Origin of the sequence: Rhizobacter sp., assembly GCF_035702065.1 — a bacterium.
GTDB lineage: Bacteria > Pseudomonadota > Gammaproteobacteria > Burkholderiales > Burkholderiaceae_C > Rhizobacter.
The window spans coordinates 1-12,603 of the sequence record NZ_DASSRA010000074.1 but is presented as its reverse complement, the minus strand read 5'-3'; the positions used below and the strand labels follow the sequence as shown (position 1 = coordinate 12,603).

Annotated in this window: 12 protein-coding genes; 7 read left to right on the top strand and 5 right to left on the bottom strand. The window is 67.8% G+C overall.

Annotated features, from left to right (window positions below; all coding sequences use genetic code 11):
• Positions 1-671: histidine kinase (locus tag VFL64_RS03565; protein ID WP_489539010.1), on the bottom strand; the 671-nt coding region annotated here is incomplete at its 3' end.
• Positions 672-990: 319 nt separating this feature from the next.
• Here VFL64_RS03565 and VFL64_RS03560 point away from each other — a divergent pair.
• Entirely contained in the window at positions 991-2,076 is a 1,086-nt protein-coding gene (locus tag VFL64_RS03560) for an acyltransferase family protein (protein WP_489539009.1), read from the top strand.
• Here VFL64_RS03560 and VFL64_RS03555 read toward each other — a convergent pair.
• A complete protein-coding gene (locus VFL64_RS03555) occupies positions 2,053-3,270 on the bottom strand; it encodes an MFS transporter (RefSeq protein WP_489539008.1) in 1,218 nt (405 codons plus the stop codon). The genes VFL64_RS03560 and VFL64_RS03555 overlap by 24 nt on opposite strands.
• Before the next feature lie 174 nt (positions 3,271-3,444).
• Here VFL64_RS03555 and urtA point away from each other — a divergent pair, with 174 nt between their 5' ends.
• The 5 genes from urtA (at position 3,445) to urtE (ending at position 9,331) form a co-directional block, all read left to right on the top strand.
• Entirely contained in the window at positions 3,445-4,722 is a 1,278-nt protein-coding gene (urtA, locus tag VFL64_RS03550; protein ID WP_489539007.1) for an urea ABC transporter substrate-binding protein, read from the top strand.
• A 121-nt stretch (positions 4,723-4,843) separates the two neighbouring features.
• The gene (gene urtB, locus VFL64_RS03545; protein ID WP_489539006.1) at positions 4,844-6,442 is read left to right on the top strand and encodes an urea ABC transporter permease subunit UrtB; all 1,599 of its coding nucleotides are present in this window, start codon (positions 4,844-4,846) and stop codon (positions 6,440-6,442) included.
• A gap of 76 nt (positions 6,443-6,518) precedes the next feature.
• A complete protein-coding gene (urtC, locus tag VFL64_RS03540; protein WP_489539005.1) occupies positions 6,519-7,631 on the top strand; it encodes an urea ABC transporter permease subunit UrtC in 1,113 nt (370 codons plus the stop codon).
• Positions 7,628-8,521 carry an urea ABC transporter ATP-binding protein UrtD gene (gene urtD, locus VFL64_RS03535; protein ID WP_489539004.1) on the top strand — a complete coding sequence of 298 codons (894 nt, stop codon included), beginning with the start codon at positions 7,628-7,630 and terminating at the stop codon, positions 8,519-8,521. Before urtC ends, urtD begins: the two co-directional genes overlap by 4 nt.
• Positions 8,522-8,626: 105 nt before the next feature.
• Positions 8,627-9,331, top strand: a complete 705-nt coding sequence (urtE, locus tag VFL64_RS03530) for an urea ABC transporter ATP-binding subunit UrtE (RefSeq protein ID WP_489539003.1) — start codon at positions 8,627-8,629, stop codon at positions 9,329-9,331.
• Between the two features lie 71 nt (positions 9,332-9,402).
• Here the strand turns inward: urtE and VFL64_RS03525 are convergent, their stop codons facing one another.
• Positions 9,403-10,164: a DUF4397 domain-containing protein gene (locus tag VFL64_RS03525; RefSeq protein ID WP_489539002.1), complete on the bottom strand. Its 762-nt coding sequence runs from the start codon at positions 10,162-10,164 to the stop codon at positions 9,403-9,405.
• 166 nt (positions 10,165-10,330) lie between these two features.
• Between VFL64_RS03525 and VFL64_RS03520 the strand changes: the two genes are divergently transcribed.
• The gene (locus VFL64_RS03520) at positions 10,331-11,005 is read left to right on the top strand and encodes a glutathione S-transferase family protein (RefSeq protein ID WP_489539001.1); all 675 of its coding nucleotides are present in this window, start codon (positions 10,331-10,333) and stop codon (positions 11,003-11,005) included.
• Between the two features lie 31 nt (positions 11,006-11,036).
• Here the strand turns inward: VFL64_RS03520 and VFL64_RS03515 are convergent, their stop codons facing one another.
• On the bottom strand, positions 11,037-11,642 hold the full coding sequence (locus tag VFL64_RS03515) for a hypothetical protein (RefSeq protein ID WP_489539000.1): 606 nt from the start codon (positions 11,640-11,642) through the stop codon (positions 11,037-11,039).
• A gap of 142 nt (positions 11,643-11,784) precedes the next feature.
• Positions 11,785-12,603, bottom strand: an 819-nt coding sequence (locus tag VFL64_RS03510) for a DUF6607 family protein (protein WP_489538999.1), incomplete at its 5' end; no start/stop codon positions are given.

Sequence of the window (12,603 nt, the reverse complement as noted above, 5' to 3'; positions counted from 1 at the left end):
GGCACGCGGTCGGCGGCGCCGCGCTGGCTGTCCAGCACGTAGCGCATCATGCGGGCGAAGCGCATCAATGCCTGCTCGGCGGCGCCGGCGTCCTGGCGCGTGAGGGCGACCAGCGAGTTCAGGGTGTTGAAGAAGAAGTGCGGGTTCAGCTTGCCGCTGATGGCCGCCAGCTCGGCGCGCGCCAGCGCCGACTCGGCCTGCGCGGCGGCCAGTGCGCTGGCCCGCGCGCGGCGCGCCTGCAGCAAGGCCGTGAAGCCGGTGGCAATGGCCGAATACACCACCACGCCCCAGATGGCGCGCCAGAGCACGGTCTGGGTGAACACCGCGGAGGCGTGGTCGGCGCCATAGAGCCAGCGCGACAGCGTGAACTCGCCCAGCTGCCACAGCGCGCCAAAGGCCAGTGCCGCCGCGGCATGCAGGGCCAGCAGTGCCGCGGGCGCCAACTCCCGCTGCTGCAGCCAGCGCACCCAGGGAAAGACGGCCACGCCCAGCAGCATGGGCGGCCACAGGCTCAGCGTGGCCTGGTAGACGGCCCCCCACACCTGCCACAGGCCGCGCTGGAACTCGGCACCGGCCAGCACGTAGAGCAGCCAGGCCAGCAGGCAGGCGCCGGCATAGGCCAACCAGAGGCGGCGGGCTTCGGCGGGGGAGTGGGGCGGGAGAGCAGGCATGCCGGCATCTTAGGGACAGGCCGGCCCCCGGCGGGCGGTGGTGGGCCGAGCCGCCGGTTGGCAGGCACGAATTGCGGTTGGACGCGCTGGAGCTCGGGGCAGCGACCGTGTCGATGGGGCGCTTGCAAGCTTCGGTTCATGCCCGGGCCGCGCACCCAGGCCCCTTCACGCCGGCCACGTCGAATCGCGTTGAACTGCACCGGGTGCGGCGCCTAAAGTGAAGAAGCCTGCGCCCTGGCATGCCGGGGCAGGGCTGCCGTCGCCGTGCTGTCATCGACGCAGCGCATCGTGGTCCAACAGCCCGTCCCGGAGACACCGAATGCCGCAGGAGCCGCCGCCCGCATCGGGGTCGTCCACCGTCGGCCTGCAGTACCTGCGTGCACTGGCGGCGCTGATGGTCCTGTTCCACCATGCGCCCTGGCACTACCCGACGCAGTCGTGGCTCGTCGCGCCGGTGCTGGCGAACATCGGCAGCCGGGGTGTCGACATCTTCTTCGTCATCAGCGGCTTCGTGATCGCGCACACCACGCGGGGCTTCGACCCGCAGATGCCGCGCGGCACCCAGGCCCTCGACTTCTGGCTCAAGCGGCTCATCCGCATCGTGCCGCTGTACTGGCTGGCTGCGCTGTGGGATGCCAAGCGCATGGTCTGGAACCATGAGGCCGGTCTGGACACGGCCAAGGACTTCCTGTTCGTGCCCCACCTCAACGCGCAGGGCCTGATCTGGCCGCACCTGTTCCAGGGCTGGACGATCAACTACGAGATGTTCTTCTACGCGCTGTTCGCGCTGTGCATGCTGGCCGGTCGTCGCCGCTACCTGGCGCTCAGCGGGATCTTGCTGGGCCTCACCTCGGTCGGCGTGCTCATCGGCTCGGCCCAGCCGCAGGCCCACCCCGCCGTGGTCTCGTTCTACACCTCCAACCTGCTGTTCGAGTTCCTGCTCGGCGTGTGGCTGGAGCTGTGGATGCGCCACCACCCGATGCAGTTGGCGCGCCCGGTGGCGGTGGGCATCACGCTCGCCGGCTTCGTCATGCTTGCGGTGCCGAGCCCGGATGCGGTCCGCGGCTTCCTCGACGGCCCGGCGGCGCTGCTCATCGTCTGGTCGACCATGCTCTGGACGGCCGGCACCGAGCTGCGCTGGTTGCGCGCGGTGGGTGATGCGTCGTACTCGATCTACCTCTTCCACCTGGCGATCTTCGGCGTGACGAACCGGGTGTTCCACGCGATCGGGCTCGGCGGCCCCGGCCTGGCGCAGACGGTGGCGATGATCACGCTCTACATCCTCTTTGCCTCGGTGCTGGGCCTGGCCATCCACCGCTGGATCGAGCAGCCCATGCTGCTGGGCCTGCGCCGCCTGCTCGGGCGCTGGCGGGTCGGCGCTTCAGCCCACCCGTTGGGCGCGTAGGCGGCTGAAGTTCGCCCCGACCGCCAGCACCCCGAGTGCACCGAGCCCGATCACCACCCCGGTGCCGGTGACGGCAATCAGCAGGCTGGACACCCACACGCCCACCGACTGGCCGATGAAGAAGAGCGACGCGAAGGCCGACACCGCCGCGCCGCGCCGCTCCGGCGCCATCTGGGTGGCGTTGGTCTGCAAGGTGTTGTGCAGCATGTAGAAGCCCAGCCCTGCCAGGAAGCACCCGGGCACGGCCCACCACCAGCGCGGGCCGGCGGCGACCAGCAGCAGTGACAGCGACAGCACACCGGCCCCCCAGGCGGTCATGCCGGCCTCGCCGAGGCGGCGCACCATCAGCTGCGAGGTGGCGGCGAACAGCACGCCGCCCAGGCCGAACAGCATCACCAGCGAGCCTGCCGACGAGAGCGAGAGCCCGAACTCATGGTGCAGATGGGAGGCGATGAAGGCGAAGGGCCCGTACAGGAACGCGCCCTCGAGAAACACCGTGAGCAGCACGGTGCGCGCCCAGGGCGTGGACAGCACGGCGCTGAACTCGGCCACCGTGCGCTGCAGCGCCGGGCCGCTGGCGCGCGTGGTCTGCCGCGCCTGCGGCGGCAGGCGCCGGTCGAGCGCGAGCAGGGCTCCGCCGACGAGAAGAAAGGTCGCCGCAATCGCGAGGAAGGGGCTGTGCCGGCCCAGGTGGTCGGCCGCGAAGCCGCCCAGCAGCACCCCCGCCGACAGGCCCAGGATCTGGCCCAGCAGGAAGCGCGCAATGACCGGCTGGCGCGTGGCATAGGGCACCACGTCGCCGATCCAGGCCATCGACAGCGGGATGATCGCCGCGGCCGTGGCGCCGGTCAGCAGGCGCGCCACCAGCAGGGTCGGGAGGTTGGGTGCCAGCCCGCACAGGGCCGAGGTGAGGGCCGAGGCAAGGCTGGCCCAGGCGACCACGCGGTACTTGCCGTAGCGGTCGCCCAGCGGCCCGAACACCAGTTGCGACAACCCGTAGGCGATGGAGAACACCGTCACCACATACGAGGCGGTGCCGAGCGGCACGCCGAACTCGCCGGCCAGGTGCGGCAGCAGCGGGTCGGCCACGCGCAGCGAGACGCCGCTGGCAAAGGCCGCCAGGGCCAGCAGCAGGATGGCCAGCACGGGGGCGGCGGCGGGCTCGGGAGACGAAGCGGGGCGGGGATCGGTCATGGTGGGTCGGCAGGCGGTTGGCGGGGCAGCATAGCGGCGATGGCATCTCGCAGCGGGCGGCGGGGCGACTACGCCATCTGTCGTATTCCGGGCAGGCGCTTCGCTCCGTAACCTGCATGTGTCCGCCTGATACCGGGCGACAGACCGTCCAAAACACCCCAGGAGCGTTCGTTCATGAAAAACACCCGTCGCACGTTTGCGAAGTCTCTCAGCGCCGTCGCCCTTGGCGTGGCCGCGCTGAGCCTGCCGCTGTTTGCCCAGGCCGCCGACACCATCAAGGTGGGCGTGCTGCACTCGCTGTCCGGCACCATGGCCATCTCGGAGACCGTGCTGAAGGACGTGGCCCTGATGACCATCGACGAGATCAACGCCAAGGGCGGCGTCATGGGCAAGAAGCTGGAGCCGGTGGTCGTCGACCCGGCCTCCAACTGGCCGCTGTTCGCCGAGAAGGCCAAGCAGCTGATCAGCCAGGACAAGGTGGCCGTCGTCTTCGGCTGCTGGACCAGCGTGAGCCGCAAGTCGGTGCTGCCGGTCTTCGAGGAAACCAACAACCTGCTCTTCTACCCCGTGCAGTACGAAGGCGAGGAGCTCAGCAAGAACGTGTTCTACACGGGTGCCGCGCCCAACCAGCAGGCCATCCCGGCCGTCGAGTACCTGATGAGCAAGGACGGCGGCTCGGCCAAGCGCTGGGTGCTGCTGGGCACCGACTACGTGTACCCGCGCACCACCAACAAGATCCTGCGCGCCTTCCTGAAGAGCAAGGGCGTCGCCGAGGCCGACATCATGGAGGAGTACACCCCCTTCGGCCATTCCGACTACCAGAGCATCATCGCCAAGATCAAGAAGTTCGCCTCCGAAGGCAAGAAGACGGCCGTGGTCTCGACCATCAACGGCGACTCCAACGTGCCCTTCTACAAGGAACTGGGCAACCAGGGCCTGAAGGCGACCGACGTGCCGGTGGTGGCCTTCTCGGTGGGTGAAGAAGAGCTGCGCGGCGTCGACACCAAGCCGCTGGTGGGCCACCTGGCCGCCTGGAACTACTTCATGTCCGTCAAGAACCCGACCAACGACGCGTTCATCAAGTCGTGGTCGGCCTACGCCAAGGCCAAGAACATCGCCGGCCACAAGGACAAGCCGCTGACCAACGACCCGATGGAAGCCACCTACATCGGCATCCACATGTGGGCGCAGGCGGTCGAAAAGGCCAAGAGCACCGACACCGACAAGGTGATCGCCGCCATGGCCGGCCAGACCTTCAAGGCCCCGGGTGGCTTCACGTCCACGATGGACAAGGAGAACCACCACCTGCACAAGCCGGTGTTCATCGGCGAAGTGAAGGCCGACGGCCAGTTCAACGTGGTGTGGAAGACCAAGGGGCCGGTGGTCGCCGACCCGTGGAGCGACTACATCCCGGAAAACAAGGGCAAGAAGAACGTCCCCGAGAAAAAGTGACCTGAGTTCGGCCGCCCGGTGAGCACCGGGCGGTCCGGGTTGCATCGAAGGCCCTGTCCGCTCGGCAGGGCCTTTTCATGAGGACTCCCCACGGGCGCAAGACTTGCATCCATCACCCGCCATGACGCTCTACTCCCGACTCCTCGCCTGCGCCCTGTTCGCGCTGCTGATGCTGGCCTTCGGCCCCGCGCACGCGCTGACACCGCAGCAGGCCAAGGCCATCGCCGAGGGCGACAGCGACGAGCGCATCGCCGCGCTGAACCAGGCTGCGGCTGAAGGTGCGCCCGGCCTCGCGCCGTTCGTACAGGCCCTGCTCGACGACGCCGTGAAGGTTGCGGGCGAGCAGGTGTTCATCGTGCGCGACGACAAGGCCGTCGACGCGGCCACCGGCGCTGCCGCCACCGTGCCCGAGAGCGCCGAAGACGTGGTCAACAACAACCGCGTGCGCGGCGCGCTGCAGGCCGCGCTGGCCGCGTTGCAGCTCTCCTCGACCGACGTGCAGGTGCGCCGAAGCGCCATCGACGAACTGGCGAAGCAGTCGCTCGAAGAAGCCCAGCTGCCGCTGCTCGACAAGGCCCTGGCCGCCGAGAGCGACCCGGGCCTGAAGCAGTCGCTGGAGCGCATGCGCGCCACCATCCTGGTCGCCTCGCCCGACAAGGCCAAACGCCTGGCGGCGGTGCAGGCCCTGGCCGGCAGCGGCGAGGCGAGCGTTGCCAGCCTGCTGCAGGAGCGCCTGGCGCCCGATGCCGAGACCGATGTCGAAGTGCGCGGTGCGCTCGTCAAGTCGCTCGAAGGCATCCGCTCCAAACTGGCCTGGGGCGAGCGCATCGGCGTCGTGTTCACCGGCGTGAGCCTCGGCTCCATCCTGCTGCTGGCCGCGCTGGGCCTGGCCATCACCTACGGCCTGATGGGCGTGATCAACATGGCCCACGGCGAGCTGCTGATGATCGGCGCCTATGCCACCTACCTGACGCAGAACCTGTTCCGCAACTACCTGCCGGGCGCGTTCGACTACTACATCCTCGCGGCCATCCCGTTGTCCTTCCTCGCCTCGGCGCTGGTGGGCGCGGCGATGGAGCGCAGCGTGATCCGCTGGCTCTACGGCCGCCCGCTCGAGACGCTGCTGGCCACCTGGGGCATCAGCCTGGTGCTGATGCAGGGCGTGCGCACCCTGTTCGGCGCGCAGAACGTGCCGGTGGAGAACCCGGCCTGGCTGTCGGGCGGCGTGTCGGTGTTCTCCAACCTCACGCTGCCCTTCAACCGCATCGCCATCATCGTGTTCGCGGCGGGTGTGCTGGCGGCGCTGGCCTTCCTGGTCGCCAAGACGCGCCTGGGCCTCTTCGTGCGCGGCGTCACGCAGAACCGCCGCATGGCGGCCTGCGTGGGCGTCAACACCGCCAAGGTCGACACCTATGCCTTCGCGCTGGGTTCGGGCATCGCCGGCCTGGCCGGCTGCGCGCTCTCGCAGGTGGGCAACGTGGGCCCCGACCTCGGGCAGAGCTACATCGTCGACAGCTTCCTCGTCGTGGTGCTGGGCGGCGTGGGCCAGCTGGCCGGCACGGTCTACGCCGCGCTGGGCCTGGGCGTGCTCAACAAGCTGCTCGAAGGCTGGGCCGGCGCGGTGCTGGCCAAGATCATGGTCCTGGTCTTCATCGTCGTCTTCATCCAGAAGCGGCCGCAGGGCATCTTTGCAATGAAAGGCCGGAGCGCAGAAGCATGAGCAACGCACGGCCGCCCGAAGTTGCTCATACCGTAGCGCTGTGCGCGGAGGTTTTCAATTGAGTGCAGTTCTTCCAATGTCTGCGGCGCCTGCGTCGCCCACCCGCATCCTGTCGATCAAGAGCTGGGTGGGCGTGCTGGCCGCGTTGCTGGCCGTGCTGGTTGTCGCACCGGTGCTCAATCTCGTCGTGCCGCAGGGCAGCTTCTTCCACATGAGCGACTTCGCGGTCGGCCTGGTCGGCAAGATCATGTGCTATGCCATCTGCGCGCTGGCCATGGACCTGATCTGGGGCTACACCGGCATCCTCTCGCTGGGCCACGGCCTGTTCTTCGCGCTCGGCGGCTACGCCATGGGCATGTACCTGATGCGCGAGATCGGTCGCGACGGGCAGTACCAGTCCGACATGCCCGACTTCATGGTCTTCCTCAACTGGAAGGAGTTCCCCTGGCACTGGGCCGGCAGCGACAGCTTCGTCTTCCAGCTCGCGATGGTGGTGCTGGTGCCGGGCCTCTTGGCCTTCGTGTTCGGCTTCTTCGCCTTCCGCTCGCGCATCAAGGGCGTGTACTTCTCCATCATCACGCAGGCCATGACCTTTGCCGCCATGCTGCTCTTCTTCCGCAACGAGACGGGCTTCGGCGGCAACAACGGCTTCACCGACTTCAAGCGCATCCTGGGCGTGCCCATCGCCACGCCCGGCATGCGCATGTTCCTGTTCATGCTGACCGGCCTCACGCTGATCGGCTTCTTCCTGATGGCGCGCTGGCTCATCGCCAGCAAGTTCGGCCGCGTGCTGCAGGCCATCCGCGACGCCGAGGGCCGCGTCATGTTCACCGGCTACGACCCGATCCGCTACAAGCTCACCATCTGGGTCATCTCGGCGGTGATGTGCGGCATCGCCGGTGCGCTCTACGTGCCGCAGGTGGGCATCATCAACCCGAGCGAGATGTCTCCCGCGGCCAGCATCGAGATGGCCATCTGGGCGGCGGTGGGCGGCCGTGCCACGCTGATCGGCCCCATCGTCGGCGCCTTCTTCGTCAACGGCGCCAAGAGCTGGTTCACGCAGGCCTTCCCCGAGTTCTGGCTGTACTTCCTGGGCGCGCTGTTCATCGCGGTCACGCTCTTCCTGCCGCAGGGGATCATCGGTCTGGTGCGCAAGTTCACCAGTGACAAGAGCGAGGTGAAGGCATGACGCCCGAGCTGATGAACGCCGGGCACCGCGTGCGCCAGGCGATGGAAGAGAAGCAGCGCGCCGGCAACGCAGGAGAGTCCGGCGGGCGGCGCCACAGCTACAGCCGCGTGGTGCAACCGGGCGAGGTGGACGTGACGCACGGCGCCATCCTGTACCTGGACGACATCACCGTCAGCTTCGACGGCTTCAAGGCGCTGAATGCGCTGACGCTGAGCGTCAATGTCGGCGAGCTGCGCTGCATCATCGGCCCGAATGGCGCCGGCAAGACGACGATGATGGATTGCATCACCGGCAAGACCCGGCCCGACGTGGGCAAAGCCTTCTTCGGCTCCACCATCGACCTGCTGCGCATGCGCGAGAACGAGATCGCCTCCATCGGCATCGGCCGCAAGTTCCAGAAGCCCACGGTGTTCGAGCACCTCACGGTGTTCGAGAACCTGGAGCTGGCGCTGAAAGAAGACCGCGGCGTGCGCTCGGCGATGTTCTTCCGCCTGAGCGGTGAGCAGGCCGACCGCATCGGCGCGATGCTCACGCTCATCCACCTGAAAGACAGCGCCCAGCGCGTGGCGGGCCTGCTCTCGCACGGCCAGAAGCAGTGGCTGGAGATCGGCATGCTGCTGATGCAAGACCCCAAGCTGCTGTTGCTCGACGAGCCGGTGGCCGGCATGACCGACGAAGAGACCGAGCGCACGGCCGAGCTCTTCCTTTCGCTCGAAGGCAACCACTCGCTGGTGGTGGTGGAGCACGACATGAAGTTCATCCACGAGCTCACGCACGGCAATCCTTCGAAGAAGGTGACGGTGCTGCACGAAGGCAGCGTGCTGGCGGAGGGTTCGCTGGCGGATGTGCAGGCGAATGAGAAGGTGGTGGAGGTGTACCTTGGTCGCTGAATGCGTCATCCCGGCGAAGGCCGGGATCCACCGCCTGCCAACGGCTCACTGCCCGGAGTGGACCCCGGCGTCCGCCGGGGTGACGCGCTGTGTGGAGGGAGTGCCATGCTGAAAGTCGACGGCATCAACCAGTACTACGGCGGTTCGCACATCCTGCGAAACCTCTCCTTCGAAGCCCGCCTCGGTGAAGTCACGGTCGTGCTCGGCCGCAACGGCGTGGGCAAGACCACGTTGCTTAAGAGCCTGATGGGCGTGGTGCCGGTGAAGACCGGCACCATCCACCTCGACGGCGCGCCCATCACCAACGACACGCCCTACGAGCGTGTGCGCAAGGGCGTGGGCTACGTGCCGCAGGGCCGCGAGATCTTCGGCCGCCTCACGGTGGAAGAGAACCTGCGCATGGGCCTGGCCTACAAGAAGGGCGGCACGCCCATTCCCGCCGAGCTGTTCGAGCTGTTCCCGGTGCTCAAGCAGATGATCAACCGCCGCGGTGGCGACCTCTCCGGCGGCCAGCAGCAGCAGCTCGCCATTGCGCGCGCGCTGGCGGCCGGCCCCAAGCTGCTGATCGTCGACGAGCCGACGGAAGGCATCCAGCCCAGCATCATCAAGGACATCGGCCGCGTGATCCGCGGGCTGGCCGACCACGGCATGAATGGACAAAAGATGGCCATCGTGCTGGTCGAGCAGTTCTACGACTTCGCGGCCGAGCTGGCCGACCAGTACCTCGTGATGGAACGCGGCGAGATCGTGCAGCGCGGCCATGGCGACAACATGGAAGCCGAAGGGGTGCGCGCGCGCATGTCGATCTGAGTCGATTCAGCCTCATGCGAGAAAGCCCGCCGAAGCGGGCTTTCTCTTTCTTCATCGTCACACGCAGTGCATCAGGGCGTGTTGAAGATCTCGGTGCTGGCCTGGCCGCTGTCGGCGGTCACGGACAGGATCTTCACGTCGTTGGGTGCCAGGCTGTTGGGCAAGGTCAACAGCAGGAGGTCGGCGTTGGTCGCCACGCTCACGGGGGCGCTGAAGATCACGTTCTTCGTTCCGGCGGTCGTCACGCGCAGCACGTAGGAGCCGGCGGTGAAGTCGTTCGAGTTCGAGCCGCTGGCCGGTACCGCGTTGCGGAAGCCGACCGCCGCGAAGTTGGGGCCGACCGTGGCGATGTCCACCGTGGGGCCGGTGAGGTAGACGTCGACGTTGGTCGCATTGAACGACGCATTGACCACGCGCACGCGGCCGTTGGTGGCGGTCAGCTGCTTGTCGTACGGGTCGTCGATCCTGAGCAGGTTGGGCGTGGTGGCGTCCCCCGGCACTGCGATCAGCGTGTGCTTGTTGCCGCGCGTGGGGTTGAAGTTGATGGTGCCCACGGTGACGTTGCCGGTCGTGGTGCGCACCGTGTAGTCGGCCGGAGCCGTGTCGACGTCGAAGTAGTGCGAAGCGTACTTGTAGGGCGCATTCGCCACCCCGCCGACGACGGTGCCGTTGCGCAGCAGGTCGACGTTCGGGCCGGCCGGGATGGCGTGCACGAAGCGCACCTTCGGGTCGGCGATGTCGAGGCGGTCGTCCAGGCTGTCGTCACCACCGCCGCAGGCCGCGACGAGGACCACGGGAACAGCGGCGAGCAGGAGCTTGTAAATGGGTTTCATGGGCGTTCCTTTGCAGTTCTGAGTCGTTGCAAATTTAGGTTTGCGTGATGCAGAACGCTGTCGGAAGAACCAGGCGCGGCCTGTGGGCGGTACCTGAGATGCGTGTCGGACAACGCCCACGCTCCCGCGCCACAATGGCGGCCTCTCAGCTCGGGGCCACCGAACCATGATCACCGTCCACCACCTGAACGACTCGCGCTCGCAGCGTGTGCTGTGGCTGCTCGAAGAACTGGGCGTTCCCTACGAGATCAAGCACTACCAGCGCGACAAGGCGACGATGCTCGCGCCCGAGTCGTTGCGGAAGGTGCACCCGCTGGGCAAGTCGCCGGTGATCACCGATGGCGACGTGACGGTGGCCGAGTCGGGCGCGATCATCGAGTACCTGGTGGAGCGCCATGGCAATGGCCGCCTGGCGCCTGCGGCCGGCACACCGGAGCGCTTGCGCTGGCGCTATTGGATGCACTTTGCCGAGGGTTCGGCAATGCCGCCGCTGTTGATGAAGCTCGTGTTCACCAAGATCCAGAGCACGCCGATGCCCTTCTTCGTGAAGCCCATCGCGCGCGCCATCTCGCAGAAGGTGCTGGGCGCGCTGGTCGAGCCCAACCTCAAGCGCCAGTTGGACTTCATGGAAGCCGAACTCGGCAAGAGCGAATGGTTCGCCGGCAGCGAGTTCAGCGCGGCCGACATCCAGATGAGCTTTCCGCTCGAAGCCTCGGCGCAGCGTGCGGGGCTGGATGCCTCGCGGCCGAGGCTGATGGACTTCCTGAAGCGCATCCATGCGCGGCCGGCCTACCGGCGCGCACTGGAGCGCGGCGGCCCCTACAGCTTTGCCAACGACTGAGCGAAGGTGACCGCAGGGGCCGGGAACAACATCACTTCTTGGCCGGCGCCGGCTGCACGTTGAGCGCCACCGACTCGGTCACGACGGCGGCCACCTGGTCGCCGACCTTCAGGCTCTTGAGGATGGCCGGGTCTTGCACGGCCACGTCGAGGGTGCGGCCTTCCGGGCCCTTCAGGGTGGCGTACTTCTTCTTCGTGTTCACGGCGACCACGTTGGCGATGACCGTGGTCTTGCGGGCTGCCGCCACGCCGGGCTTGGTGCCGGGCTGGGCCACGGCGGCCGATTCGGTTTCGACCTTCTCACGGATGCCGTCGCCGCCCTTGCGCAGCGCGAGCGCCACGCCCACGACGTAGTCGAGGCGGATGCGGTCGCCGACCTTCACCTGGTCGAGGTTCTTCACCGCCGGGTCGACGGCGAACGTGCCTTCGTTGCCCTTGGGGCCCTTGATCGTGACCAGGCGCTGGCCGACGTCGAGCGCGGTGATGTCGCCATAGGCGACGAGGTGGGCCAGGCCGCCCTTGGCATCGGTGGTGACGGGCTTGGAGGCGGCCGGCGCGCTCTGCGCTGCAACGGGGCCGACACCTGCGGCCGCGAGGGCGAGAACGAGGAGGGCGGGGCGGAAGAACGACTGGCTCATGGAAGCTCCTTGCTATCGAGATGGTTTGGGGAGAACTGGCAGGAAATCCGCGCGGGGCTCCAGAGTTCGCGGCGAGCATAGCCCTCTCCTGCGCCGCGCATCCCCCTGCGCGTGGCAGGGGCGCGCACAGAGCGTTTCCCCCTTAACGCGCGCCCATGTCGGCCAGCGCCTGGCGGATCAGCTTCGCGTCGTCATCGCCCACCGCCATGCCTTTCTCGTTGATCTGCTCGGCCCGGTCGAACAGCGGCGCGAACAGGCCCAGCTTGTCGACCGGCCCGCGCAGCGTGACGGTACCCTGCCGCGCGAAGGTGGCCGACCAGGTGTCGCGCACCTGGTCCCAGAACAGGCGGGTACGTTCGTAGTAGCGGTCGGCGTGGGCGAAGTCGGAGCTTTCTCGCAGGCGTTCGTAGCGGGCCATGCCGTACTCGCGCGCCAGGTAGGGCGTGTTCGGGTCGAGCTCGCGCTGCACGTTGAGCACGGCCTTGAGGTTGTTCTCTTCCTGCGTCCAGCCGGTGGGGCCGATGGTGTGGCGGTTGGTGCCCAGCAGCACCTGGTAGTCGTCGCGCACACTCCATTCGCGGCGCGGCAGCGGGCGCCAGGTGTCGGCGCTGAGCCAGGTGGAGAAGCTCGCGCTGTGCTGCCAGCGGCCGAGGCTCGCGTAGCGCGGTGATTCATCGACCTGGTAGACCGTCTGCAGCCACGCGCCGCGGCGCGGCGCTGCGGGCACAGAGCGCTGCTGCCAGCGGTCGCGGCCCTGGTACTCGACGATCGCGCTCGGCTCGTAGCGCCAGTCCTGGCGCCAGTGCTTGGAGACGAACGGGCCCTCGGCCGCGCCATCCTTCGTGCGCATGAACATCACGAGCAGGTGCTGCAGGCTGATGAAGCGCGGCTCGTCGCGCACGACCGACACCCATTCCGTCGCCCACGACTGATACGGACGATCGGGCGTGAAGCCCGGCCG

Coding starts and splice junctions, on each gene's coding strand:
- VFL64_RS03520 (WP_489539001.1), top strand. CDS start 10,331: ATGATCACCGTCCACCACCTGAACGACTCGCGCTCGCAGCGTGTGCTG.
- VFL64_RS03555 (WP_489539008.1), bottom strand. CDS start 3,270: ATGACCGATCCCCGCCCCGCTTCGTCTCCCGAGCCCGCCGCCGCCCCC.
- VFL64_RS03515 (WP_489539000.1), bottom strand. CDS start 11,642: ATGAGCCAGTCGTTCTTCCGCCCCGCCCTCCTCGTTCTCGCCCTCGCG.
- urtE (WP_489539003.1), top strand. CDS start 8,627: ATGCTGAAAGTCGACGGCATCAACCAGTACTACGGCGGTTCGCACATC.
- urtB (WP_489539006.1), top strand. CDS start 4,844: ATGACGCTCTACTCCCGACTCCTCGCCTGCGCCCTGTTCGCGCTGCTG.
- urtA (WP_489539007.1), top strand. CDS start 3,445: ATGAAAAACACCCGTCGCACGTTTGCGAAGTCTCTCAGCGCCGTCGCC.
- VFL64_RS03525 (WP_489539002.1), bottom strand. CDS start 10,164: ATGAAACCCATTTACAAGCTCCTGCTCGCCGCTGTTCCCGTGGTCCTC.
- VFL64_RS03560 (WP_489539009.1), top strand. CDS start 991: ATGCCGCAGGAGCCGCCGCCCGCATCGGGGTCGTCCACCGTCGGCCTG.
- urtD (WP_489539004.1), top strand. CDS start 7,628: ATGACGCCCGAGCTGATGAACGCCGGGCACCGCGTGCGCCAGGCGATG.
- urtC (WP_489539005.1), top strand. CDS start 6,519: ATGTCTGCGGCGCCTGCGTCGCCCACCCGCATCCTGTCGATCAAGAGC.